The organism is Alkalihalobacillus alcalophilus ATCC 27647 = CGMCC 1.3604 (assembly GCF_000292245.2).
Lineage (GTDB): Bacteria > Bacillota > Bacilli > Bacillales > Bacillaceae_D > Alkalihalobacillus > Alkalihalobacillus alcalophilus.
Genome location: NZ_ALPT02000005.1, coordinates 64,358 through 89,880, shown reverse-complemented (window position 1 = coordinate 89,880; position 25,523 = coordinate 64,358). Strand labels below are relative to the sequence as shown.

Here is a 25,523-nt window from a genome sequence, read left to right as displayed (position 1 = left end):
ATATAGAACAGGAATAATTACTAGTTAAATAAAAAAACTCCAATTTGAACAGCTTCGTTCAAATTGGAGTTTTTTATTGTTTTGTGATGGGTATTACTCATATGCTAGTGATAATTAATCTTTAAGTCGTTTCCCTAAGATAATCAAGTCGCGTTCAATTCCATCCAATTCGGCTACTTTTGGTAAATCGGCCCATTGTTCAAATCCAAACTTTTTAAACAGTTTTATACTTGGTTCGTTATGGCCGAAAATGAAACCAAGAATTGTTTGAATTTGAAGTGTAGGAGCCGCTTCAATTGCATATTGTAATCCCAGTTTTCCTAATCCATGACCACGATAGTCAGGATCTAAATAAATGCTAATTTCAGCGGTTTTTTGATAGGCTGGTCGACCGTAAAAGGACTGAAAGCTAATCCAACCACAAATTTTATCATTATCTTTGATGACCCACAGCGGTCTTGTTTTGGGATGATGCTCCTCAAACCAAACGACTTTGCTTTCGACAGATACAGGGGTTAGATCTGCTGTTACCATACGACTGGAAATTGTTGAATTATAAATGTCGACAATGGCTTCTAGATCAGCTCTAGTCGCATCGACAAAATGAAACTGTTGACTCATTATATCCACCTCAATTGATTTTAATAGTAGGTAAGTTAAGAGATTAGAAGTAAATAGATGCAAATCGTTAATTTTATATATCTTATCAGATTTTAAAGGTAGTGGATATATCGATTTACAGAATAGTAATAAAAACGAGCACAGGTGTAATTACGGTGCAAATAAAATGATAATAAAAAGCAGATATAAAAGCTGTTATAACTTTTCCATCTGCTTCTATTTTAACTGTTCAACGACTTCTACTAGTGATTATCACCTATCAGACTTAAATATAACGTTCTATTAAAGGTTTGACGAATAGAGCAAGTCGTAATTTAAGTGTTTCATCGGGATTTTTTAAATTAGTACCGAGAATTTCTTCGCATTTTTTGATTCGATATATGACGGTGTTACGATGGACAAACATACTTTTCGCTGTGTCAGATATTTGACAATGGTTACTAAGGAAAGTCATTAATGTTAGAACTAAGTCTTCCTTTTCTTTATCATCTGGATCGGCCAACTCTTTTAATGCTGTTAAATAATAATCTTTAAGTTTTTGAATTGGGATCGTTTTCAATATTTCAGTTAATTCTTTCGTACGATACATTTTAATAAAGGATTGTTGATTTTCACGAAAACCAGAACGTAAGGCTTCAACTGCTTCTTGAAAGGTTCCTGGAATCTCTAACAAGTTTTCATTGTTATTACTTATCCCAAAAGAGAGCGTAATATCAAGCATCTGCTGTAAGTCTGATTGGATGTTGTTCAGAATATCGATTAATTGTGCTTCAATTGTTTCACTATAAAAATCAAAGCCTACAATCAGTGTAAATAGGTCGCCTTTTGTAAATAGTACACATTCCGAATAGTGGTTAAGAAGTAACGATTCGAGTAGCTCATATGTACGCTCTCGTTTTAATCTTAGTTTCTTTTCTTCTTTTAAAGGGAAGGCTGTTGTTTGCATGGTTGAATCTGAATCCATTTTACATGCAATGCAAACATATTGGTGAAAGCGTTCTAAACCAAAGGCTTTACCGCGATTTAATAATTCTTCTTTTGTGGTGATTGCTCCATCAACTAAATCAGTAAAAAACTCATGTTTTATTCGTCTTTCCTGTTGCTCAATGGCATATAGCTTCATAAATTCAAATGAGATCACATTTGCTGATTGTTCAACAGCTAGTATAAAAGGGGAGGGCTGACGAGGAGAGCCTCCTAAAATAATTAAATAACCCTTTTGCTGAGTCGAAGCGATAATGGGGTAAAGAATAAAATTTTCATATAAATGTTCATCTTTATCGTGTGGTAATGTTAATTGTTGATAGCTTAAATACTCCTTGTCGTGGATGAGCTCATGAACATACCAATAGACGTCAAAAAATGAATCTTTATCAGCAGTTGCTGAGGCTGTCATAATATCGAGGCGATCATTAAGTAAAACGACTGGTAACTCTAACAATTGAGAAAGCCGTTCAACAATGGCGTTAAATCCACCACCTGATAAAATAATGTCAGTAAATTCTCGGTGGATCGTTAAAGCATAGTGAAGATCAGACGTTTGTTCTTTCAAAATGTAACCTAATGCTTCATTTAACATCTCACCTAAGGAGTAATCAAGTGAAAGTTCAATGATTGGAAAGTCGAACTCATTGGCTAGCTCTAGAATCTTATCGGGAATTTTTTCGATATATCGTTTTGTTTTTAATCCTAAGCCGGCACAGCCCTTTTCGGCCATTTGCTCAACTAGTGTATAAAGTTCCTCTTGATTTTGTAAAGAATAAGCTGTCGTGAGGAGAAGCTGATCTTTATTTAAGTAATGAATAATATCTGGTGCATCCATTAAATTAACAGATTGAACATGACGTTTTAGACCATCTTCCCCAGCGACAATTTTTGATTGTTTAAATGTTGCAAGCTCTAATATTTCCATTAGCTTCATTTTATTCTCACCCCGTATGGCATCCCTTTTAATTATAATTTACAGAAAGTAGAGCTTTACATATACTTTTTTGAGATATAATCTTACAAAAAAGATCCAATCATTGTTTAAAACGTCCAAAATAAAGAGTGTCTATTAAAAAATTCAATCATATGGGTCAAAGAGTTTGAGTTTTTTAGTTATAATAACTAGTTCATTTCCGCCTTGAGATCGTTTGCTTCCTATCAGATTGAATTTTGGTTATGTCTCAAATAATAGCAAAGAGAATCGCTATTAACATGTGGAGGGATGTAGATGCACAACTATTTAATAGAAGAAGTCAAGCAAATGTCAAAAGAAGATTTTATCGAAAAGATCGGTCATGTATTTGAAGATTCACCATGGGTAGCTGAAAAAACGTATGGATTTGTAGAGTTGAAGGGGATAGACCAATTAAAAGAACTTTTTACGAGCACGGTCTTTCAGGCTTCGGAACAGGAGCAACTACTTTTATTAAGAGCCCATCCGGATTTAGGGGCAAAATTAGAAATGACCGAACATTCCGTAAAGGAGCAACAATCAGTTGGTTTAAATGTTTTATCTAAGGAAGAGTATGAGTCCTTCTTTGCTTTAAATCAGCGATATAGGCAGAGGTTTGGCTTTCCGTTTATTATAGCGGTAAAGGAACACACAAAGGAAAGCATTAAAGAACAGATGCAAAAAAGGGTAGAGCATTCCTATGATAAGGAAAAAGAGAAAGCTTTAAAGGAAGTATGCAAGATTGCTGGATACCGATTAGATCAAATGATAAAAGCGTAAAAAGGTGGGGAGTCTAATGGCAGGAGCATTAACGACACATGTGTTAGATACGAGTATAGGAAAACCAGCAGCTCAAGTTAAAATTGATTTGTGGAAGCTTGATTCAGAAAAACGATTTATATTAGGTACATTTGAAACGAATCAAAATGGCCGTATTGATTACCCCTTACTTGAGGGGGAAGATTTAACTGAAGGCGTTTATGAATTAGTTTTTTATGTAGGAACGTACTTTGGCAAAGATACTTTTTTAGATAAAGTGCCGATTCAATTTTCTGTAACTAATAAAGAGGAGCATTATCATATTCCTCTATTAATTGCACCAGGTGGTTATAGTACATATCGTGGTAGTTAACAAAAAAAGCACCAATGCGTAACAACATCCTTATGATATGAAGGGATTCGAAAGTTTGTAAGTTAACCTAACTGTTTGTCTTGAGCAACTTATTTGACTGTTTACTAGGCAATTGTCTATTTCCAACTTTGATTGCCAGAATAGAAGAGACGGTATGATGGTTTGGATTGTTTAAAGTAACTATAGATTTATCTTCAATTTAGTCATCCTGTACAATGATCACACCCTTTCATCTTCATATAATTTTGTGTAACAGAACAGAATGGCAAAAGGATGCTCAATTAAGAGGGGGAAATAATTGAATGATAAAAAAGCCTAAAAGTAGAAAATGGTTCATCGTTGTAGGACTCATGGTTGTTAGTAGTTTATTAGCTGCTTGTGGTGGAGCTTCAAATGATCAATCAGCAAATACGGGGTCGGGTTCTACAGGTGATTTACAAGAACTGAAGCTCGTTTTAAACTGGTTTCCAAAAAGTCAGCATGGTGGTGCTTATGCGGCGGTTGAGCAAGGCTACTTTGAAGAGGTTGGTTTGGATGTAACATTGGAGCCGGGTGGACCACAAGTTTCAGGTGTTCAAATTGTCGCTTCTGGAAGTGCAGAGTTTGGTCTAGCGCATGCCGACCAAATTTTACTTGCTCGAAATGAAGGGGTAGAAGTGAAGTCAATTGCGGCGGTTATGCAATCTAGTCCACAAGCTTTTATGTTTCATGAAGGGGCCGGCATCACTGACTTTGAAGATTTAAATGGACGAGCGACATATGTTCAACCTGGTGTCGCATATTGGGAATTCCTCAAAGGAGCTTATGATTTGTCAGGAGTGGAAGAGTTAGCTTATACGGGTCAGCATGTGAACTTTTTAGGAGACTTAGAATCTGTTACCCAAAGCTTTGTGACTTCAGAACCTTATATGCTTGAAAAGGAAGGAGTGCCAACTGAGACATTGTTAATCTCTGAATCTGGTTATGATCCTTATCAGGTTGTCCTTTTTTCTACAGAGTCTTATTTAGAAGAGAATGAGGAATTAACGAAAGGTTTTGTGGCGGCTTTCTTAAAAGGTTGGGAGTACTACAAGGAGCATTCAGATGAGATTAATGAAATCATTCATGAAGACAATCCCGAAATTGCTTTAGATGAACTAGCAGATGAAGCGGACAAACAAATAGACTTCATTTTTGGTCATGATGCAACGGAAAATGGGGTTGGTTACATGTCAGAAGAACGCTGGTCCCTGTTAATTGAGCAATTATATGAACTTGAATTATTAAATGAAAAAGTCGAAGCTTCACAAATATTCACTTCAAGCTTTTTACCTTAAGTCATTAGAAAAAAGAGAGTTTTCCATTCGGATAACTTTCTTTTTTGTGGGAAAAGCCGAGTATTTACTAGTCCGGTGTAAAAGAAAGATGAATTCATGGCTGATTGCCAAGCTTTTGATATGTAAAATGATGAGAAGAGAAGGGGATTCTTCTATTAATAAGGAATTAAAGAGAAGGTGGTAGATTCACTTTTGGGTGGATGATGTTTACTCATTAGTTAAAACAACTAAAGGATATAAAGCTTTTTGGTTAACATGCATAATGACGCTCATTTAGAAACGAACTAGAATGGACGATACGAGATAGGGTGTATTCTTAACGAGGGGGACTAGCATGATAGCATCGATGCAAATTAATAAAAAGAGATTATGGGAAACCATTGAACGAATAAATCAAATCGGAAACGATCCGTTGTACCCTGAAAGAGGGAATACACGATTATCGTTATCAAAAGAAGATTTATTAGCGAGAGAGTTTTTGATTGAGCTAATGAAAGCTGCTGGTTTAAGTGTAAAAATAGATGCCGTCGGAAATATTATCGGTCGACTTGAAGGGAATAATCAAAAAGCTCCTGTTGTGATGACAGGCTCGCATATTGATACCGTGTATGATGGTGGAAAATTTGATGGGACATTAGGTGTATTAGGAGCGATTGAAGCGGTTCGAAGGTTAAAGGAATTGGAAATACAATTAGAGCACCCGATTGAAGTTGTCTCTTTTACAGATGAAGAAGGGACTAGATTTGGGACAGGATACATTGGGAGTCGAGCAGTAGCTGGAGAGTTGAAATTGTCAACTTTAGAGTTAAAAGACGATAGTGGAATAACTTTATATGAAGCATTAAAAAAGGCTGGATTAGAGCCGGAAAAATTTAAAGAATGTAAGAGGGAAAAAAAGGAGCTCAAGGCCTTTATTGAAATGCATATTGAACAAGGGAAAGTACTAGAGGAAAAGAATTTATCGGTCGGTGTAGTCACACATATTCAAGGGCCTGTTTGGTTACAGGTCGAGGTTATTGGCAGTGCTGACCACGCTGGGGCAACACCGATGCATATGAGAAAAGACGCTTCCCTTGCGATGGCGGAAATGATGTTAGCTGTTGAACAAATAGCCAAAACATATGATGGTGTCGGTACGGTCGGGAAGCTTCATATTGAGCCAGGTGGGGTCAATATTATTCCAGGAAGGGCCAAATTTTCAGTCGATGTGAGGCATGTTGACCTTAAAAAAAGAACGGAGATGATTGAGGAGCTTCACCTTTTATTAAAAAAAATTTCTCAAAAACGTGGCGTATTAGTCAAGATTGAAGTCAATAAAGAAGTCGACCCAGCTAAATGTTCACCAGCACTTGTTCAGTCAATTGTCGATACATGTGGAGAATTAAAGATACCGACGATGACGTTACCATGTGGGGCCGGGCATGATTCTTTAATGATGACCAAAATCACAGAAATGGCGATGATTTTTGTTCGGTCTAAGGGTGGTATTAGTCATAACCCTTTAGAGTGGTCAAGTATAGAAGATTGTGCAGCAGGTACAGAAGTGTTATTTCAGACGTTATATAAGTTAGCGAAATAAAAAAGGGGAGAACTATATGAGAGGAAACCAGCCTTTACACATTCCGGTTAGAACGATTATGACACCAGGACCAGTAGAAGTCGATCCGAGAGTACGACAGGCGATGTCTCATTCGATATTAGGTCAATTTGATCCAGCCTTTACATCGATTATGAATGAAACGATGCAATTATTACGGGAGGTACTCCAAACAAAAAACGAGTGGGCTTTTCCGATCGATGGAACTTCGCGAGCAGGAATTGAAGCAATGCTTTGTAGTGTAATTGAAGAAGGCGATAAAGTACTGATTCCTTGCTTTGGTCGTTTTGGTTATTTATTAAAAGAAATTACTGAACGTTGCGGAGCAGAAGTGACGATTATTGAGAAAGAGTGGGGGCAAGTCTTTGAGCCAGAAGAAATTATCAGGGCTTTAAAAAAAGAGCAACCAAAAATATTGGCAATGGTTCATGGTGATACATCGACTGGAAGAATGCAGCCGCTTCAAGAAATCGGGAAAGCATGTCGTGAGCTTGACATTTTATTCATTGTCGATGCAGTGGCGACGGTCGGCGGTACCGACGTCAAAACGGATGAATGGTTCATAGATGGTCTGATTACGGGGACGCAAAAATGTTTGTCAGTCCCATCTGGAATGGCTCCACTAACTTATAACGAGCGAGTTGAAAACATACTAAAAGAAAGAAAATCGATTGAACAAGGGTTGATTACGGAAAGATCTGAAGTAAATGTGAAAAGAAGAATTAAAAGCAATTATTTTGATTTAAGTCAATTACAGGATTATTGGAGCCCAGCCCGTTTGAATCATCATACTGAAGCAACAGCTATGCTTTACGGATTAAATGAAGGGTTGAAGTTAATTCTTGAGGAAGGATTGGAGCAGCGTTTTGAGCGCCATCGCGTAAATGAACAAGCATTAGTGGCGGGAATTAAAGCGATGGGGCTTACTTTATTCGGTGATGAGGCGAGCAAGATGCCGACGGTTACATGTATTTCTATTCCAGCGGGAGTGAATGGAGAGCAAGTAAGGAGGATGCTGCTTGATGAATTTGGAATTGAAATTGCGAGTTCATTTGGTCCGCTCGCGGGGAAGATCTGGAGAATTGGGACGATGGGGTATAGCTGTCAAAAACGAAATGTTTTGTTAACACTTGGTGCCCTTGAAGCGGTACTTATAGCCAGTGGCGTATCGGTTCATCGAGGTGAGGCGGTGCAGGCTGCTTTGTCCTATTATTCAGAAGCTCTAAAAGAAGAACGGGCCGTTTTATAAACAGTGGGAATGGTTGAAGCAGATGCTTTAGCCATTTTTTCTTTTGAAATTAAGGGAAATATTGGTTTTAGTTTTAGGGGGATCATGTATAATAAAAGGAAATGATTAGGTTAGTAGGTGTCTTATATGAAGTTATTCTTTCAATCTATCTTTTTCTCTCTTATCGTTCATATTCTCTATTTCGTTGGAGCTTTTGTTTACACTTGGTTTGCAACTATTTTGTATAAACCGGATATTATCTACGCCTATGATAGTGTAGCGTTTCTTCAATCGGAAGTGAATTTTGGTTCGATTAACCAAGGGCCAATTCCCGGCATCTTTTTTGTGTCTTTTTTTGTTGTTGCGTTAGCAGGAGCCTTTTTTATTTATATAACCAAAAAATATATCTTGACCAGTAGGAGTGTTTAGAAAGCCCTGCTGTATTCTCTTAACCTTTGTTTTAATTGGGATTAATTTGATAAAGTAATACTAAGAATGAAAAAAGAAAGTAGGGGTAAGATGCCAACAGCGATTCGACTTGTGAAGTTGGAGAAACGATTTAGAACAAAATACGCGGTCAAAGAAGTCAATCTAACGGTGAATAAAGGGGAATTATTTTGTTTTCTTGGGCCTAATGGCTCGGGTAAAACAACAACGATTAAAATGATGACAGGTTTATTAGAACCTACAGCTGGTTTTGTCGAGTTGGTCGGAATGGATATTGCAAAAAAGCCAATTGAAGTGAAAAAGAAAATGGCTTATGTCCCTGACCAGCCTTTAATTTATCCGAAGCTGACAGGGCGGGAATATTTAGAGTTTATCGCGAGTGTATTTGAAGTTGAAGATGAGTTATTTGAACAACGAATGAATCATTATACAGAGTTATTTTCGTTAAAGGGTCGTTTAGATGAATATGCTGGTGATTATTCACATGGAATGAAACAAAAACTCTCCCTCTGTGCCGCTTTAATACATAAACCTGAGATTTTATTTTTGGATGAGCCGACAGTTGGTTTAGATCCAAAAAGTGCAAAAATATTAAAAAGCTTACTAAGACAATTATGTGATGATGGCATGACGGTTTTTATGTCGACACATATTTTAGAAATAGCCGAGCAAATGTGTGATCGAGTTGGGATTATTAAAGATGGACAACTCATCACAGTCGCTTCTATGGATGAATTAAAAAAAGAAAGAGGAAATGATTCGACTTTAGAAGATATTTTCTTAGATTTAACAGGAGATGCCGAATCTCAACTTCTTGTCTCGAGTATGAAAGAGGAGGAAGTTTAATGTTCCGCCTTTTGAAAATGTTCATTAAACATGAGTATCGCGATTTATCTTCAAATACGACTAAAGTATTTGCTTATGCTTTTTTAGCGTTCATAGGACTCTTCGTTTTATTTATAGCAGGAAGTTTTATCATGATGCTGGCCAGACATGCTCCTGAACAAGCGATTCCAATCATCAATGAGTATGGGCTTTTGCTACTCTCACTCGTTTTACTTATTTTTACGATTCCGCTTGTCTTTAATCGTTTGTTTAGTGAGAGTGATCTTGAATTATTATTTACGTTGCCTGTCAAAGTCAAAGATATCTTTTGGGCAAAATTTCTATTGAACTTATTAGGTATACCGATTATTGCCTATTTATTTGCTGTTTTTTGTCTGACCGTCTTTGGGGTGTCGGCAGGAGCTTCTATTTACTATTACCCGATTAGTTATATTGTGACTTTTTTCTTTACCATTTTAGGTGTATCACTTGCTTATTTAATCAACTTATTATTAATTCAATTAATCCCTCCAACAAAAGCAAAGGAGCTTTTTACTGCTGTTTCTGCTTTAGCTGGGATCACCTTTTATTTAGGTTTTCAATTATTAAATGGTAGCTTCTTTTCACTTGATGAGAACATGGAGTGGGGCCAACTTGCTGGAATTCCAGAGTGGCTACCGATGCATTGGGGGGCTGTTGTTTTAACGGACTCTTTATTGGGAGAATGGCAACTGAAGACCGTCATCATGTTGATATTTTTAATCATTTTAACGCTATTTATATTTTGGATTTCATCTATTTTGGTGGAAAGAGCGTTACTAACCGGTTGGGTTAACCTAAGTGAATCGAGTGGAAGGAAAAAGAAAAACGAAAAGAAAAAAATAAAAAAGTGACCCTTAATGGACCGATTCGAATGATGAGTAAAAAGGAATGGCTTATGATTAAACGAGATGTTCGGGAGTGGACTGCGGTTATTCCGACATTGGTTATTATCATTTTTCCCTTTTTGAATTTACGAGATTTTGAAGGCGGCTGGTCTGCCTTACAGCAAGCTCCTTATATCACGTGGCCAACATTACAAGTGAGTTTTTGTTTTATGGCCGTATTAGTGTCCGGATTTTTTAGTGCAGGGTCTTTAGGCCGTGAAGCGTATGCGATTGATTTATTACGAGTTCTTCCACTATCTGGTTGGAAGGTAGCCATGGGTAAGTTTTGGGCGAATGTAATCATAATGACTGTATTTGTAGCAATAGTACAAATCGTTTCAGGCCTAATTTTTAATTGGTCTGTCATAAGCATCTTCTTAGGCTGGCTAGGGGTTACGGGTGTGTTAGTAGGAGCTGTAGCGATTGGCCTATTTATTAGTAGCATTGGAAGTAAATACAATCCAAATAATCCACAAAACCGGGTTGATACAGCAAGCTCGATCATTATGATGATGATGTTATTTTTTTACTTGTTTATCGTCTTCATTCCGACAGCACTCACCTTTTTCCCAAATGAGTACTTAGGTGATATTTTGAATGCGGCGGAATCTGAACATGGGATACCTTCCTTTCTCATTGGTATGTTAGAAGGAAACTTAGCATCGGGTTGGTGGAGCAATCTAATTGGATTTGCCATTTATCTTGTTGTGATTGGATTCGTCACATGGGGGAGTTTGGCAATTTGTGCAAAAAACATCGATAAAGGTGTTAATATTACCTTTGAAGATAAGTAGGTAGCATAAGAAGGTTCCATGAGGCTAGTAGACACTGGCTTTATGGGGTCTTTTTTGTTTGTTTGAAAATTGATTGGGATTGGTAATGAAATTTGAGAGTTGTGTGGAGTAGGGTACGAAAAAGGATTATTTGGTAATGAAATTTGAGAGTTGCGAGGATTTGGGTGCGAAAAAGCTGGGATAGGTAATGAAACTTGTGGGTTGTGGAGATTAGAGTGCGAAAAAGCAGAGATAGGTAATGAAACTTGTGGGTTGTGGAGATTAGAGTGCGAAAAAGCTGGGATAGGTAATGAAACTTGTGGGTTGCTGGGATTAGAGTGCGAAAAAGCTGGGATAGGTAATGAAACTTGTGGGTTGTGGAGATTAGAGTGCGAAAAAGCTGGGATAGGTAATGAAACTTGTGGGTTGCTGGGATTAGAGTGCGAAAAAGCTGAGATAGGTAATGAAATTAGAGAATTGCCGAGATTAGAGTGCGAAAAAACTGAGATAGGCAATGAAATTAGAGAGGTGCCAGGATTAGAGTCCGAAAAGCCAGCAGTATGTAATGCGTTGAGTGCAGGTCAAAAAAAGGAAATAGAAGCTATCATGTAGGCGGTTGCAATTTGATAGCTTCTTGTTCTCCCTTTTAAGATTAAGAATCAACGGAGCGTGAAGAAGAGTTTTTCTCGGACGTTTGCTGCTTAGTCGAAAAGAATCTTCTTTGTAAAATATGTTCCTTCATCGCATCTAATACGTTTTCATTAATTAATGTAATTCGGTTGGCATGAGCTAACTTTTTAGTTGATAAGGAATAGCCTTCGATGCAGACTAGAAAGCTATGATTAACCATTTTGTTTTGATTATAGTTAATAAGTTGCTGGATCGTTGGGCTTGTAACCTCTTTATTTTGGATAAAAACAGATGTTTTCTTTTGTTTTTCTTTAATAAAAAAGCAGCAATTCCTTCATTTTCTTCGACTTGATAGCCTTGCTTTTTAAATAAAAGCTTTAGTAATTGATGTAATTCGACCGTCGTTAAATCTGAATTAGATTTCGAGGCTAACTGTTTTAGTTTTTTTTGACGTTTGGACCATTTGTTTAGTTGCCAGCTGGAAACAATCAAAGCAAGTGCGGATGCAGTATATAGAAAGAGTAGCTGATTGAAATGGTAAAGTTGAATCAATAAGTAACTACAAATAAATAATAAAATTGGAATTAAGTTCTTCTTATCGTTCATTAATAAATAATCCTCCTTCATAAAAATGGGTAATTCTCTTAATTCTTAGCATGACTTTGTCACCTTTTTTTATACCTGCAAAACAGAAGATTTTTATTCTCATAGGAAATAAACTATATATTTTTGAAAAATCCTCTAATAAATTACGTCATAAAATCTAACGATTGGAAATTAATCTTCCTGTTTTTTCGTTATGATAAAAAGAAATGGACTGATATTGGGTAGGAGGAACATGTATGAAGATATATCAATTAATCATTCATTCTGTGACAGTGGTGACAGATTCTTCTATTTTTGAGGCAGATATTGCGGTGGAAGAAGGGAAGATTGTCGAATTGACAGAAGTTGGGATATTAGATGCGAAGGCGAAGACTATGATTAATGGGAGTGGACTACACTTATTTCCAGGCGTGATTGATGTTCATCTTCACTTTAATGAACCAGGGCGGACCGCTTGGGAAGGATTTGAGACAGGAAGTGCAAGTCTAGCTGCTGGCGGGGTAACCACTTTTTTTGACATGCCACTTAATAGCAATCCACCAACAATCAATCGAGTGGAGTATGATAAAAAGAATGAGCTTGCGAAACAGAAATCAATTGTTGATTACCGATTATGGGGTGGGCTCGTTCCGAATAATCTAGATGATTTGCAGGATTTAGATGAGGCGGGTGTGATTGGGTTTAAAGCTTTTATGTCTGCAAGTGGGACGGATGATTTTGTGTTTTCTGAGGATGATACGTTGTTAAACGGAATGAAAAAAATCGCTGAACTTGATGGCATCCTTGCTGTCCATGCTGAATCCAATAAAATGGTGAATGAATTATCACAAAAAGCGCTTGAAGAAGGAAGGACTTCTGTAAGAGATTATAGTGAGGCAAGACCGATTGAATCCGAATTAGAAGCGGTTGAGCGAATTTTACGATTTGCGGAACAAACGGGATGTCGTATTCATATTTGTCATGTCAGCAGCCGTAAAGTCATCAAAAGAATTTTACAAGCAAAAAGAGCAGGCATTGATGTTACCGTGGAAACATGCCCTCATTATTTATACTTTTCATTAGATGAGTTTGAGAAAATAGGGGAATTAGCTAAATGTGCCCCGCCATTAAGGCCACGAGATGAGGTGGATGAGCTGTGGCAGGCATTAAAAGCAGGTGAAATTGACTTAGTAAGCTCTGATCATTCTCCTTCTCTACCTGAATTAAAAAAAGGTGAAACGATTTTTGATGTTTGGGGTGGAATTTCTGGTTGTCAAAGTACGTTAAATGTGTTGTTAACGGAAGGCTATCATAAGAGGAATTTAGCTTTAACAGATATGGTTCGTCTACTAAGTGTTCAACCAGCGAAACGATTTAAGCTTTACCCTGAAAAAGGAACAATCCAAATCGGTGCTGACGCAGACTTTGTATTAGTGGATTTAAATGAAGAATTTACGTTAAAAACAGAAGATTTAAAATATCGTCATTCGATAAGTCCGTATGTGGGGGAGAAATTTAAAGGGAAAGTTAAATATACAATTTCTCGCGGTGTCGTTGTTTATGACGATAAATCCGATGTGTCAAATAGATGAATCTTAGTTACTTTTAATGAATCAATCTAAAACCAATCTCGTACGATTGAAAACATGATAAACTAGTACAGTTAAATCGTGAGGTACATAGAGGTAAAATTTGTATTTTTAAGTTTATGAGAGGGAAGTACAGGTTTTCTACTTCAAAAAAGGTTTGAGAAAGAGGTTAAAAGATTGACAGGAAAAACACATCTTATCGGTGGACTTGCCTTATCGGCCACCGTCGCACAATTCACGAGCTATGACCCGTTGGCTTTAATGGTATCAGGAGCGGTTGGAGGATTATTACCGGATATTTGCCATAGTGGCAGTAAAATAGGGAGAAGATTTCCTCTTTTATCGAAAACGGTCAATACGCTTTTTGGACACCGAACGTTTACGCATAGCTTATTGTTTTTATGTATCGTTGGATTTTTAATGAATAAGTTTGTCCCAGTTGAAGCGATAACAATTGGTCTTTTATCAGGCATGATCAGTCACTTTGTATTGGATTCATTTACTCGGAATGGGATTAAGTTTCTCTATCCTCTAAACATTACCGTTCGTTTTCCTTTTACTGTTAGAACAGGTGGTAGCATAGAAAAGTTACTCGGTTCTGCATTAGCGATTCTTGTCGTTTATTTTATTATTGAAATGATTTGGATAGATTATTGATTAAGCATAAATAGGGCATTTCTAGAATTTTAGAAATGCCCTCTTTATGTTTGGTAGGGAGTAACGATATGAGGATAGTTGATTGCTTTTTTTAGACGGTTTCTATTGGGAAACTTCTTGTTTTAAAAAAAGTTAAGAGTATGTTATTGTAGTAAAACTAACAAAATTATTAGTTTGTGTAATTAAACTACATTTAATCCTTGTGTGAAAGTTCGTTTATTGCGGATTCTTCGGTTAATATTGGTGAATGCATTAAAAAAGTATTGAAAATCAAAATTTCATGTAGTAATATTACTACTAATAAGTAGGAGGTGTTTAGGTGTCCAGTTTTCAAGAACGGATTAAAGGTAAAAAGAAATCGCTTACAACGACGGAAGATAAAATCATTGTTCAACTCCAAAAGCATGAAAAACCATTTTTACTTTCAATGAATGAACTAGCTCTCCTTAGTGAGGTAAGTGAGCCGAGCGTTGTACGGTTGTATAAAAAACTTGGTTACAACAGTTATCAAGAATTGAAAGTGGCACTTGCACAAGAATTGGCAGAAATGAAACCGCCTTCTCTTGAGGAAATTGATATTATGCCTGGGGATGCAGCAACTATCATTTTTGAAAAAATAGGAGAGCAATTCTCGCAAGCGGTAGCGATGACAAAAGAGAAAATGAATTTAAATCATATGGAATCTGCTGTTAAAAAAATCATGGATTCTGAAAGGCTTTACTTTTTTGGGCAAGGGTTGTCTGGAACAATTGCGGAAGATGGCGCCCATAAATTTATGAGGCTTGGTGGCATGACGCTATCTGTAAAGGATCCGCATTATCAAGCAATATATGCAAGTCATATGAATGAAAAAGATATGGTTATCGCCCTTTCACATTCAGGTGAAACGATTGATATTATTAACGTTTGTGAGATGGCTAAAAATAATGGAGCTTTTGTGTTAATCATTACTTCAAATGATAAGGTTACCTTGGCCGAACTAGCTGATTGCTTGCTCGTCACACAGGCCCATGAAACGACGCGTCAGGCTGATGCGATGATTTCAAGGCTAGTACAGCTTGCATTAATGGACACACTATATGCACGTGTAGTAGCTGAATCAGGAGGGGAAGGAAAAACGAATATAAATCGTTCACGCCTAGCCGTTACTCGAATGAAAAAGTAAACGATCTTAGTCTTAGTAAATAAATTATGAAGTATGGGGTGCTCTTATGTTAACAGGAAATGGGCTTATTTTCGGTTTTGTAATCGCTTTAATTGTCCTTTTTATTCTAATTATTAAATTTAAGTGGGATGCTTTTATTGCTCTTTTAGTCACAGCCATTGGTATTGGTTTACTCTCTACGATCCCGGCACGTGAAATTCCGGGTGTGATTGCCGAAGGGTTTGGAGGGACACTCACTGGCGTTGGGATTCTAATTGGACTTGGTATTATATTTGGTCAATTTTTAGCTGCATCTGGTGCTATTGAAAAAATAGCGAATTCTATGCTTCGTGCTTTTGGGGTCAAAAATTCTCCATATGCTTTAGCTGCAACATCTACAACAGTTGCGATTCCGGTGTTCTTTGATGCGGCATTTATTATTTTAAATAAGCTTGTCTATAGTTTATCTTTAAAGACAAAAATTTCTTTGGCGACTTTTGTAACGATTCTAGCCATTGGTTTAATTGTTTCACACAGTTTAATCATTCCTACACCTGGTCCTTTAGTAGTGGCTGACCAAATGGGGACAGATATTGGTGTTTTTTTCCTCTATGGACTATTAGTTGCAATTCCAGCAACTCTTGTAGGGGGAGTTATTTATGGTAAATTTATTGGAAAGCGTATTCCAAATGGAAATAGACTAGACGATGAAAAAGAAGAAGTGGAAGCGGTGGCAAAAGCTTCGGGACGGAAAGAAATCCCTACATGGCTATCGTATGCAATGCTAGCCCTTCCAATTGTATTAATTTTATCGAATACAGTGATGAATAATGTAGTGTTCCGTGAGAATCAAGAGGCGTTACTGCCAACCATATTTGCCATAGTCGGTGACAAAAACAGTGCTTTGCTTATTAGTGTAATTGTAGCGATTTTTGTTTTAAAACCATATATTAAAGAAGACACAGGAACAGTTATGAAACAAGCATTTGAGGCATCTGGAATGATTCTTTTAATAACGGGTGCTGGTGGTGCTTTTGGACGAGTTGTTCAAGAAACAGGTTTAGGTGATTTATTAATTAGTATGATGCAAGGATTTAATATGCCTGCCTTATTATTAGGGTTTGTTTTTGCCCAAATCTTACGTGCCTCTCTTGGAAGTGCGACGGTGGCACTTGTAACAACGGCAACGATTATGGGACCAATGGCAGTTGATTTAGGAGTTTCACCGATCTTATTAGGTCTTGCGATATGTGCCGGTGGAATTGGTCTTTCTCTACCAAATGATTCTGGATTCTGGGTTGTTTCAAAATTTGGGCGTCTCTCGGTTTCAGAAACGCTTCGTGTTTGGAGCATTGGTGGCTTTATCGCGGGACTCACCGCATTGACAGTGATTTACTTATTAAGTGCTATATCTAGTATTCTTCCAGGAATTTAAAGAGAAACTAGAGCATGTGACTAAGTGATTTAAATAAAAATAGATAGATTAAAAGGTGGAGAAAAGCAATGAAGAAACATGTTGGATTTATTGGACTCGGTATTATGGGAATGCCTATGACAAAAAAATTGTTGAAGAATGGGTTTTCTGTTACTGTTTTTGATTTGAACGAAGAAGCTGTTAATATGATTGCAAAAGAAGGAGCTACTCCTGCTACATCAGGAAAAGAAGTGGCGGAAAATAGTGAGATTGTGATTACGATGCTTCCTAAAGGTGAGCATGTTCGAGCAGCATTATTCGGCCCAAACGGTGTTATGGAAGGGACAAAAGAAGGTTTAATCATTATCGATATGAGTTCTGTCTCTCCGGTTGATTCAAAACAAATGGCTTCACAAGTGGCAGAGAAAGGTGTTCATTTCCTTGATGCACCAGTAAGTGGAGGCGAACCAAAAGCAATCGATGGTACGCTTGCCATTATGGTTGGTGGAGAAAAAGTTGTATTTGAAGACGCAAAGTCTGTATTAGAGGCAATGGGAACAGATATTGTTCTTGTAGGTGACTCTGGTTGTGGGACTACAGCTAAACTAGCCAATCAAATTATTGTTAATTTAAATATTGCTGCGGTTTCAGAAGCTTTAACACTTGCTGCAAAAGCGGGTATTGATATTGAAAAGATGTATCAAGCGATTCGTGGAGGACTTGCTGGAAGCACCGTAATGGATGCTAAAGTTCCAATGATCCTTGATCGGAATTTTAAAGCAGGTGGACGTGTAGATATTAATATGAAGGATTTAACAAACGTCATGAATACGGCACATGAGCTTCATGTACCATTGCCACTTTCAAGTCAATTGCTAGAGATTTTTCATTCTCTTGTGGCAGATGGAAAAGAAGAATTTGACCATGCAAGTATCGTTCAGCATTACGAAAAAATGGCCAATGTCGTTGTGGAAAGGGAGGAGAATAAATAATGAACCCGTTACATGTACATCAAGTAATGAGTCAAGTGCCTGAAGTAGACGGCGGAGCCATTAAAGCTGCATTGAGAGCGGAACTAGAGGATTCTCCTTTTAAGGTTATCGTGCTTGATGACGACCCGACAGGAATTCAAACGGTGCACGGAGTTTCGGTTTATACAGATTGGGACAAGGAATCAATTCATGCCGGATTTAGTGAAGACCGTCGCATTTTCTTCATTTTAACAAACTCGCGTGGGTTTACAGAAAGGGAAACAAAAGAATACCATGAGCAAATTGCTGAACGAGTTCAGGCTGTTTCAGATGAAATGGGAATCCCTTATGTCATTATCAGTCGTGGAGACTCTACACTTAGAGGGAATTATCCGCTTGAAACAGAGACCCTTAAACAAACGATTGAAAAACAAAGCGATCTTCGTTTTGATGGAGAGATCATTATTCCTTTTTTTAAGGAAGGGGGTCGCTTTACTATTAATGATGTTCATTATGTACAAGAGGGTGACATGCTAATTCCTGTAGGTGAGACAGAGTTTGCAAAGGACCGCACATTCGGATTTACTGCCTCCCATCTAGGGGAGTGGATTGAAGAAAAAACAGATGGTAAATTCACAAAAGAGGGGACCATTTATATTAGCTTAGACGATTTACGTAATCAACGTATCGAAAAGGTTAAACAACAATTACTTGAAACAAAGGGCTTTCAAAAGGTGGTCGTAAATGCTGTAGGTTATGAGGATGTAGAAGTGTTCTCAACGGCATTTATGCGAGCTCTTAAAGAAGGAAAGCGATTCCTTTGCCGCAGTGCTGCTGCGTTGACAAAAGTGCTCGGGGGGATCAGTGATAAATCATTGCTTCTACGTGCTAATATGGTGAGCGAACAGAATAAAAACGGTGGATTAATTGTGGTCGGATCTCATGTGAAGAAAACGACTCAGCAATTAAATCATTTACTTAAAAGTGGTTTGGTGAAAGGAATTGAGTTTGATGTACATCTTGTCCAAGATGAGGATAAATTCAAACAAGAAACAAAGAGAGTTCGCTTAGCGTGTGAGGAAGCTATTAAAAAGGGTCAATCGGTTGTTTATTTTACTCGACGTGAACGTTTAGACCTAGGAGAAAATATGAAAGAAGAAGAGTTGAAGCAATCCGTAAAAATTTCTGATGCGGTTACGAGTATCGTTCGTGATTTAAGCGTTCAGCCGAGTTATATTGTAGCTAAAGGTGGGATTACATCAAGCAGCATAGGAACAATGGGCTTATCAGTGAAGCGGGCAGAAGTTGCTGGGCAAGTTAAGCCGGGTATTCCAGTTTGGACAACTGGTCAAGAAAGTAAGTTTCCTGATGCTTCTTATGTCATTTTTCCGGGAAATGTCGGGCAGCCAGAAACGTTAAAAGAAGTTATAGAAGTATTAGAAGGAAAATAAATAGAAAAGGCAGATGAGAAGACGAGAGCTTTTCATCTGTTTTTTGCTTTTTTGTACGAAAACGCATCTTTATTTCGAACATTTCCCTCTACTTCTCAATCATGTAAAATAAGTAATAGGAATTCTCAAGCTTTGAGTGGAAGGTTGATTCGTATGAATGCTCTTGAAACATTACGGATGATTTCCAAAACATTGAATGAAGGCGATAACTTAGAAGGAATGCTCCAAGCAGTATTGGATGCTTTATTAGAGACGACAGGGATTGAAAGTGGTTGGATTTTTTTAATGGATGAATCGGAGCAACAGCAATTAGTCGCTTATTCTGGTTTGCCGGCTGGATTATCTCATAATGAATGTGAGCCTTTAAGAAAAGGTGGATGCTGGTGTTTAAATAAATATAAAAACAATGAGTTAACACATGCGATTAATATTATGAATTGCAAACGACTTGAACAAGCGACTCTTCATAATTTAGGCAGTACGAATGGGATGGAAAGGCATGCAACGATTCCGATTCAAGCAGGAGAAGAGTCATTTGGATTAATCAATGTTGCGTCGCCAAGAATTGATCAGTTTAGTAATCAGGAGTTAGAGTTATTTGAAACGGTCGCCTATCAAATTGGTGCAACAGTGAAACGGTTTCGACTCTTTTTACAAGAACAAGAGCGGACCAAAATCCTCTCGCAGTTTGGAAAATATATAGCGATAATGAAACAGGAAACGGACGAACGACGTTTTTTAGAGCAGGCGGGGACGGTTATGCTCACCTTTTTTGATTGGAGCGGTGTACAGTTATCGTACGGAACGGAAACGTTTTTTAATGGCGTGAAAAATCGACATATACACAAAGTAACGATTGAATTAGATGGAGAGGAATTATCACTGATGATATTTTCCAGTCATTTTTTGAAAGAATCAGAGTCGCTTATTCAAGATCTTATGGCCCATTTATCTCTTCATCTTAAGCAAATTCAACTTGAAAAAAAGCAGCAGATGGTCGTTCGAACGGAAGAAAGGAATCGTTTAGCACGCGACTTACATGATTCTGTTAATCAGTTATTATTTTCATTAGTTTTGCATGCAAAGGGACTAGAAAAGCGGGTGGATGATCCTCGGATTCAAGCTTCTGTTCAATTGATTCATGAACTCGGTAACGAAGCTTTACAGGAATTAAAACAGTTAATCTACCAATTACGACCAGAGGGACTAGAGTTTGGTTTAATGTCTGCGATTAAAAAATATAGTGAGTTAATTGGCTTACAAATTGAGGTTCAAGCAAAAGGGTTAAAAGCATTATCTGAAGAACGTGAAGTTTGCTTATGGCGTGTACTTCAAGAAGCCATTAATAATTGTAAAAAACATGCTGAAACGAATAAGATGATGATCGGTCTCATTTTTTCAGAGGAAAAAGTTGAAGTATTGATAGAAGATAAAGGGGTAGGATTCGAACTAAAAGAAATAAAAAAAGGTGTCGGCATTAGTAGTATGTTAGAGAGAATTAATGAAGTTGGTGGCTCCATACAAATTGATTCCAATCTAGGAAAAGGAACAAAAATTGAGATTATTTTGCCGATTAAATAAAGAGTTTTTTAATTGAGGGGGGAGCGAGGCAGATGACGATTAAAGTGATGGTTGTTGATGATCATACCGTTGTTCGAAAAGGTTTGATTTATTTTTTGGAAACGGTGGAAGGCTTGACGGTTGTCGGGGAAGCCGAAAATGGAAAAGAGGCCATGGATAAAGTGAAAGCCCTCCAACCTGATGTCGTTTTGATGGACCTTTTAATGCCTGTAATGGATGGAATTGAGGCAACAGAAAAAATGCTTAAACAGTTTCCAAAGATCAAGGTGCTTGTTTTAAGTAGCTTTTCCGAGCATGACCATGTGATTCCAGCCTTGCAAGCCGGAGCAAGTGGCTATCAATTAAAGGATATTAAGCCCGAACAGTTAGCGGAAACAATTCGGGCCGTATATCGAGGCGAAAGTAAATTACATGATAAAGTGACTAAATATGTGTTAACGCGTATTTCGAATGAGGCTTCCGAGGAAGAGAAGCTCGTGAACTCTTTAACGAAGAGAGAAAAGGAAGTTTTAATTGAAATTGCGAAAGGAAAAAGCAACAAAGAAATAGCGGCTGATTTAGAAATTACCGAAAAAACGGTTAAAACCCACATTTCAAATGTCTTTAGCAAAATAGAGGTTCATGATCGGACCCAAGCAGCCTTGTTTGCGATTAAATTTAAAATCGCCCATTTTTAAGGAGGAGGGATTGCCAAAAGCCATTTTATTGGCTTTTAGCAGTCTTTTTCTTATTGTGTATTTGTTTGTATTAGACTATCTACGGCGCAAAGTGGGATAAGCGGCACCATTTACTCCATTAATTCAATGACTTCATGGTCTAGACCTTCATAATAAACCACTTTTAATCCATTGCTTAAATGATAAGGGCCATCGCTTGCTGTGAACCCTTTTTTAGTTAGTGCAGCGATTTCTTCCATTAAATTAGGTACTTTTAAGGCGAAGTGAACAGTTGATGTTTGAGGCTTTTTTCCCGTTTGTTTTGAGTGAATGAGTTCAATGACAAAGGAATCAAGTTCGAGAAAAACAATTTCTTCGTCATCCATTAAAAATTTTTCTCCTATTTTTGCGTCAAAAAAGTGCTGATAAAATTGGAGTGAATTTTGCAAATGCTGAACTTCAATGCCGATATGGTGTAAGACGTACATTAGGTCCTCCTTAAAAGATTAAATTTAAATCGCCAAATTCATGCCAAAGATATTGCTGCTTCAATGCATGTCGATAAGCGTCAATAATATAAGCTTCCTCAGTAAAAGCACATAAGAGGTCGAGATGACTCGTATCTGGTTCATGGAGACCTGTCATAAGACCGTCTACTATTTGGAGTGGGTGCTGTCTGTTTATATATAAATCAGTTGTTGTTTCCCCGTTTAAGGGGTTATTTTCTAAAGCAAATGATTCGAGTGCTCGAACAACGGTTGTGCCGACGGCGATGATTTTACCTTCATGATGTTTGGTCTTTTTGATTAATTCAATCGTTTCTACTGGAATTGAATAGGCTTCAGGGTGATTTTTTGGATTTGGCCATTGATTATCACCGTAATAGCTAATGCCAGCATGTAATTCAAGGAAAGCAATTTGAATGCCTGATTTTTTTAGTTGTTGAATCAACTTCCACGAAAAAGCTCGACCTGCTGAAGGCATCTCGACTGAGCCTGGAACCGAGGCAAAAATCGTTTGATAATCTTGCATTGGCCATGGTTTATGGATGTATTCATAACGAATCGGGGCACCATATTTATAAAGGTACGACAAAATCGGTTCGGATATTTGCCTGAATTCGACAACGACTAAAGGAGCTTCACTACCAGTGCCCACTATGTCTAGCTGTCCACCTCCTTCTAGTAAGATACAATCTCTCCTCTCATCATTCTGAAAAATTAAGGCTTCCCATTTTAAATCAGTTATTTTTCGAGCAAGACGAATTTCTATTTTTTGATCTTTGCTTCTTAGCAAAGCAGGAATCGTCCGGCTTTTGTTAAAAACAAGTAAATCGCCTGGAGACAAAAGGTGAGGCAGGTTTGCTAAATGGTGATCACTCACTGCACCTGTTTGTTTATTTAACACCATCATATTGACTTGAGAACGACTGTTTTCTCGGTACTCAGCTGGGGTATTGGCATGTAAATTGGCTGGAATTTGAAAGGATTGATGAATATTATTGACTATGTTCATTATAAATCCCCCTCTAAATATTCAACGATTTCAAAACGTTTTCCGTTAACAGAACCTTGATTATGAATAATTTGATCAAAAAGTGGTAAAAGCTGCGATGGTTTCAACAATGGATAATCGCAATTAGGAACAGCAATATCATGCATGACAGTGTCCATCTCTCCTGGATCAATAAGGCATGTTTCAACACCTGTGTCCTGTAGTTCATCTGCCCACGTTTGAATCAGTCCTTCTACAGCGAATTTTGAAACACCATAAGCTCCCCATTCAGCAAAACCTGTTTTTCCAGCAGCCGATGTGAGCGTTATTATCAAACCATCATTCCGAGCAAGCATTCCTGCTAGTACTCTTTTCGACATAAGAAATGGATTCATAATATTGATTTGTAAAACCTGTTCAAATTGAATCTCTGAATAGTCGGCAAGTTCCGTCAGGCCAGGCCCAAAAATAGACGCATTATTAATAAGAATATCAATTTTTCCAAAAGAATCCTCGGCAACGGATACGAGCCGATCAACATCATTAAAGTTTGCAACATCGGCTTCAAGTGCTATTACTTCTGCTCCGAATGATTCGGCTTTTAATTTGACGGGGAGCAATTCTTTTATGTTTCGTGAACAAATAACTAATTGGTTTTGTTTTTTGGCAAAATGGTAAGTTAACGATTCTCCTAATCCTCGTGAAGCTCCAGTAATCAGAATCACTTTTTTGTTTGTATTCATTTTTTTAGCTCCTTTTGTTTGGTTAACTTTATTTTAGAAAAAACCAACTATTTCGACATCGTGGATTGGATGGAGGAAGAGTTACCGAAATGGTCTGAGTGTTTCTACAACTTTTGATGTAGAAAGATATACAAACAGGTGTTTGTGTGCACGGGGGAATTTGTGTAAAATAAAAGGATATTAAAGCTAAAGGAATGAAACAATATGGCCTTTGAACAACAGCTCCTTTTAATTCTAGTTCTTGTGTTGATAGCCACATCTATTATTTGGATCGTTGTCCGCAAATTAAAGAAGCAGAAATATGACTTAATGAAAATAACGATTCGTGATATTGATCGAATGAGTGGACATGAATTTGAGGATTATTTACTCGTTTTATTTGCTGCTATAGGTGTAGGAACGATTTATCAAACGAAAAAAAGCCGTGATTTTGGTGCCGATATGGTTTTTTATAATGAAGAAAATGAAAAAGTTGTTTTGCAAGCAAAAAGATATACAGATAAATTAGGGTTATCAGCGGTACAAGAAATTTACGCAGCAAGGGCTTTTTATGAAGCTGAAAAAAGTATAATTGTCACAAGTACAGATAAAATATCAGATCCATGTTATCAATTAGCGGCAGCGACTCAGGTCGGAATCATTGACCGTGAAGGACTTGATGAATTATTAAAATCATTTAAAAAAGGAAAAGAGGACCGGGCAAGACAACTAATTGTCGAGGCGACTTCAGGTCAAAATTATCAATACATTGATACGCTTGAAAGGCTTGAAACGAATAAAACAACGGTAAAAGCAGGTGAATATTTTTACCGAAAAAGAGGATGAAAAAATCTGCAAGGCCAGTGGACTTTGCAGATTATTGTTTTATTCTTTTTTTGGAATAATGTTATAAATTTCACCTGATTCAAATAAGTGGATCACATCTTGGAGCCATTGATAATACTTTTTGGCGTGATCCATTTTTTGATAATCATTTTGAATGGCTTGCTGTAGCTCTTCGTCCTCATTATTTGATAACGCTTTTAAAATAAGACAATGCTGTTCAACAGCCTTTAAGTTATTATCAACAGAAGTTCGCCACCTTTTCACAAAGACAGCGGAGAAGGATTTATACCAATCTTCTTCAGATTGATACAAGTCTTTTCGAACCCCTTTTTGCCAAACACGATCGACCATATTTGCGTCTAACAGTGTTCGAATTCCTGTACTCATGCTCGTTTTGCTCATTCCTATTGCTTGACTCATTTCATCCAATGTCATAGGGTCATTTGCAAAAAGAACGGTTCCATACAATCTTCCAACAGATTGTGTAATTCCATACATATGAATGTTTTTGGATAGTTCGTGTGAAAATTCTTCACGTGCGAGTTCGAGCTTCTCCCAATCACTATGCTCTTTTTTTTCAACCATTCTAACTTGTCCTCCCCAAGTAGATTCATTATGAGCTCTTGTCTTACACCAATTTGATCTCTTAACTAAGTTTTTTTAGAGTCTTTTTAATATTTTTATTTATTCTTTTTAGGTTTCACCTTATTTAAAAAAGGCTATACCTTATTAGTCCTTGTTAAAAACGTTACTCATAAAGATAGTATCAAAAATGTGAAAAAGGTGAAAGTGCTCAAAATTGGATGATCTCTTAGCATTTGCTAGGATTACTAAGAATCTCTCCTGTAATGTCTGTACAGTTTAAACTGTACGTAATAAATAAACAATACGTACTGAATATAGAGATTGTTGTTAATTTTACAAAAGGCTATAGTTAATAGGTCGGATGTTACATGGAAAAAGTAAGTGAGGTGAAGCG

Annotated in this window: 26 protein-coding genes; 19 read left to right on the top strand and 7 right to left on the bottom strand. The window is 37.3% G+C overall.

All coding sequences use genetic code 11. From position 1 onward, the window contains the following. Positions 1-114: 114 nt before the first annotated feature. A complete protein-coding gene (locus BALCAV_RS02505) occupies positions 115-621 on the bottom strand; it encodes a GNAT family N-acetyltransferase (RefSeq protein ID WP_003320836.1) in 507 nt (168 codons plus the stop codon). Positions 622-886: 265 nt separating this feature from the next. Continuing rightward, a complete protein-coding gene (locus BALCAV_RS02500; protein ID WP_003320835.1) occupies positions 887-2,542 on the bottom strand; it encodes a PucR family transcriptional regulator in 1,656 nt (551 codons plus the stop codon). A 294-nt stretch (positions 2,543-2,836) separates the two neighbouring features. On the opposite strand from BALCAV_RS02500, the gene uraD reads away from it, so the two are divergent. From uraD to BALCAV_RS02450, 10 genes are all read left to right on the top strand, one after another. Beyond that, the gene (uraD, locus tag BALCAV_RS02495) at positions 2,837-3,340 is read left to right on the top strand and encodes a 2-oxo-4-hydroxy-4-carboxy-5-ureidoimidazoline decarboxylase (protein WP_003320834.1); all 504 of its coding nucleotides are present in this window, start codon (positions 2,837-2,839) and stop codon (positions 3,338-3,340) included. A 16-nt stretch (positions 3,341-3,356) separates the two neighbouring features. Further along, positions 3,357-3,692, top strand: coding sequence for a hydroxyisourate hydrolase (uraH, locus tag BALCAV_RS02490; protein ID WP_003320833.1), 336 nt, complete (start codon positions 3,357-3,359; stop codon positions 3,690-3,692). Positions 3,693-3,994: 302 nt separating this feature from the next. Then, the gene (locus BALCAV_RS02485) at positions 3,995-5,008 is read left to right on the top strand and encodes an ABC transporter substrate-binding protein (protein ID WP_003320831.1); all 1,014 of its coding nucleotides are present in this window, start codon (positions 3,995-3,997) and stop codon (positions 5,006-5,008) included. A gap of 334 nt (positions 5,009-5,342) precedes the next feature. Continuing rightward, positions 5,343-6,587, top strand: coding sequence for a Zn-dependent hydrolase (locus BALCAV_RS02480; protein WP_003320830.1), 1,245 nt, complete (start codon positions 5,343-5,345; stop codon positions 6,585-6,587). A 16-nt stretch (positions 6,588-6,603) separates the two neighbouring features. Further along, complete coding sequence (locus tag BALCAV_RS02475) at positions 6,604-7,854, top strand: pyridoxal-phosphate-dependent aminotransferase family protein (protein WP_003320828.1); 1,251 nt, start codon at positions 6,604-6,606, stop codon at positions 7,852-7,854. 126 nt (positions 7,855-7,980) lie between these two features. After that, positions 7,981-8,262, top strand: a complete 282-nt coding sequence (locus tag BALCAV_RS02470) for a hypothetical protein (protein WP_003320827.1) — start codon at positions 7,981-7,983, stop codon at positions 8,260-8,262. A 90-nt stretch (positions 8,263-8,352) separates the two neighbouring features. Next, a complete protein-coding gene (locus BALCAV_RS02465) occupies positions 8,353-9,126 on the top strand; it encodes an ABC transporter ATP-binding protein (protein ID WP_003320826.1) in 774 nt (257 codons plus the stop codon). Then, positions 9,126-9,998 (top strand): putative ABC transporter permease subunit, encoded by an 873-nt coding sequence (locus tag BALCAV_RS23010; RefSeq protein ID WP_040323407.1) that lies wholly within the window; start codon positions 9,126-9,128, stop codon positions 9,996-9,998. The genes BALCAV_RS02465 and BALCAV_RS23010 overlap by 1 nt, the downstream gene beginning before the upstream one ends. A 44-nt stretch (positions 9,999-10,042) precedes the next feature. Continuing rightward, a complete protein-coding gene (locus tag BALCAV_RS23005) occupies positions 10,043-10,825 on the top strand; it encodes a hypothetical protein (RefSeq protein WP_268746789.1) in 783 nt (260 codons plus the stop codon). 150 nt (positions 10,826-10,975) lie between these two features. Then, a complete protein-coding gene (locus BALCAV_RS02450) occupies positions 10,976-11,416 on the top strand; it encodes a hypothetical protein (RefSeq protein WP_040323405.1) in 441 nt (146 codons plus the stop codon). Between the two features lie 216 nt (positions 11,417-11,632). On the opposite strand, the gene BALCAV_RS02445 is transcribed toward BALCAV_RS02450, so the two are convergent. Continuing rightward, positions 11,633-12,040 carry a hypothetical protein gene (locus tag BALCAV_RS02445; protein WP_040323404.1) on the bottom strand — a complete coding sequence of 136 codons (408 nt, stop codon included), beginning with the start codon at positions 12,038-12,040 and terminating at the stop codon, positions 11,633-11,635. Positions 12,041-12,276: 236 nt separating this feature from the next. On the opposite strand from BALCAV_RS02445, the gene BALCAV_RS02440 reads away from it, so the two are divergent. The 8 genes from BALCAV_RS02440 to BALCAV_RS02400 all read left to right on the top strand — a co-directional run bounded on the left by BALCAV_RS02440 (position 12,277) and on the right by BALCAV_RS02400 (position 21,503). Continuing rightward, positions 12,277-13,611, top strand: a complete 1,335-nt coding sequence (locus BALCAV_RS02440; RefSeq protein WP_003320822.1) for an allantoinase — start codon at positions 12,277-12,279, stop codon at positions 13,609-13,611. A gap of 174 nt (positions 13,612-13,785) precedes the next feature. Beyond that, complete coding sequence (locus BALCAV_RS02435) at positions 13,786-14,265, top strand: metal-dependent hydrolase (protein ID WP_003320821.1); 480 nt, start codon at positions 13,786-13,788, stop codon at positions 14,263-14,265. Between the two features lie 319 nt (positions 14,266-14,584). Then, positions 14,585-15,430: a MurR/RpiR family transcriptional regulator gene (locus BALCAV_RS02430; RefSeq protein ID WP_003320820.1), complete on the top strand. Its 846-nt coding sequence runs from the start codon at positions 14,585-14,587 to the stop codon at positions 15,428-15,430. A gap of 46 nt (positions 15,431-15,476) precedes the next feature. Then, positions 15,477-16,844 carry a GntP family permease gene (locus tag BALCAV_RS02425; RefSeq protein WP_003320819.1) on the top strand — a complete coding sequence of 456 codons (1,368 nt, stop codon included), beginning with the start codon at positions 15,477-15,479 and terminating at the stop codon, positions 16,842-16,844. A 68-nt stretch (positions 16,845-16,912) separates the two neighbouring features. Further along, complete coding sequence (garR, locus tag BALCAV_RS02420; protein WP_003320818.1) at positions 16,913-17,815, top strand: 2-hydroxy-3-oxopropionate reductase; 903 nt, start codon at positions 16,913-16,915, stop codon at positions 17,813-17,815. Then, positions 17,815-19,245 carry a four-carbon acid sugar kinase family protein gene (locus tag BALCAV_RS02415; protein ID WP_003320817.1) on the top strand — a complete coding sequence of 477 codons (1,431 nt, stop codon included), beginning with the start codon at positions 17,815-17,817 and terminating at the stop codon, positions 19,243-19,245. The genes garR and BALCAV_RS02415 overlap by 1 nt, the downstream gene beginning before the upstream one ends. Positions 19,246-19,377: 132 nt before the next feature. Beyond that, positions 19,378-20,826 (top strand): GAF domain-containing sensor histidine kinase, encoded by a 1,449-nt coding sequence (locus BALCAV_RS21055; protein WP_136446143.1) that lies wholly within the window; start codon positions 19,378-19,380, stop codon positions 20,824-20,826. Between the two features lie 32 nt (positions 20,827-20,858). Next, on the top strand, positions 20,859-21,503 hold the full coding sequence (locus tag BALCAV_RS02400) for a response regulator transcription factor (protein WP_003320814.1): 645 nt from the start codon (positions 20,859-20,861) through the stop codon (positions 21,501-21,503). A gap of 110 nt (positions 21,504-21,613) precedes the next feature. Here the strand turns inward: BALCAV_RS02400 and BALCAV_RS02395 are convergent, their stop codons facing one another. From BALCAV_RS02395 to BALCAV_RS02385, 3 genes are read right to left on the bottom strand one after another with little or no spacing between them, the layout of a single operon-like run. Then, positions 21,614-21,970 carry a VOC family protein gene (locus tag BALCAV_RS02395; RefSeq protein WP_003320813.1) on the bottom strand — a complete coding sequence of 119 codons (357 nt, stop codon included), beginning with the start codon at positions 21,968-21,970 and terminating at the stop codon, positions 21,614-21,616. Between the two features lie 10 nt (positions 21,971-21,980). Continuing rightward, positions 21,981-22,997 (bottom strand): S-adenosylmethionine:tRNA ribosyltransferase-isomerase, encoded by a 1,017-nt coding sequence (locus tag BALCAV_RS02390; RefSeq protein WP_003320812.1) that lies wholly within the window; start codon positions 22,995-22,997, stop codon positions 21,981-21,983. After that, on the bottom strand, positions 22,997-23,719 hold the full coding sequence (locus BALCAV_RS02385; RefSeq protein WP_003320811.1) for an SDR family NAD(P)-dependent oxidoreductase: 723 nt from the start codon (positions 23,717-23,719) through the stop codon (positions 22,997-22,999). Before BALCAV_RS02385 ends, BALCAV_RS02390 begins: the two co-directional genes overlap by 1 nt. A 204-nt stretch (positions 23,720-23,923) precedes the next feature. Here BALCAV_RS02385 and BALCAV_RS02380 point away from each other — a divergent pair, with 204 nt between their 5' ends. Further along, complete coding sequence (locus tag BALCAV_RS02380) at positions 23,924-24,544, top strand: restriction endonuclease (RefSeq protein WP_003320810.1); 621 nt, start codon at positions 23,924-23,926, stop codon at positions 24,542-24,544. A 39-nt stretch (positions 24,545-24,583) separates the two neighbouring features. On the opposite strand, the gene BALCAV_RS02375 is transcribed toward BALCAV_RS02380, so the two are convergent. Beyond that, positions 24,584-25,129 carry a GbsR/MarR family transcriptional regulator gene (locus BALCAV_RS02375; RefSeq protein WP_003320809.1) on the bottom strand — a complete coding sequence of 182 codons (546 nt, stop codon included), beginning with the start codon at positions 25,127-25,129 and terminating at the stop codon, positions 24,584-24,586. Between the last annotated feature and the right edge of the window lie 394 nt (positions 25,130-25,523).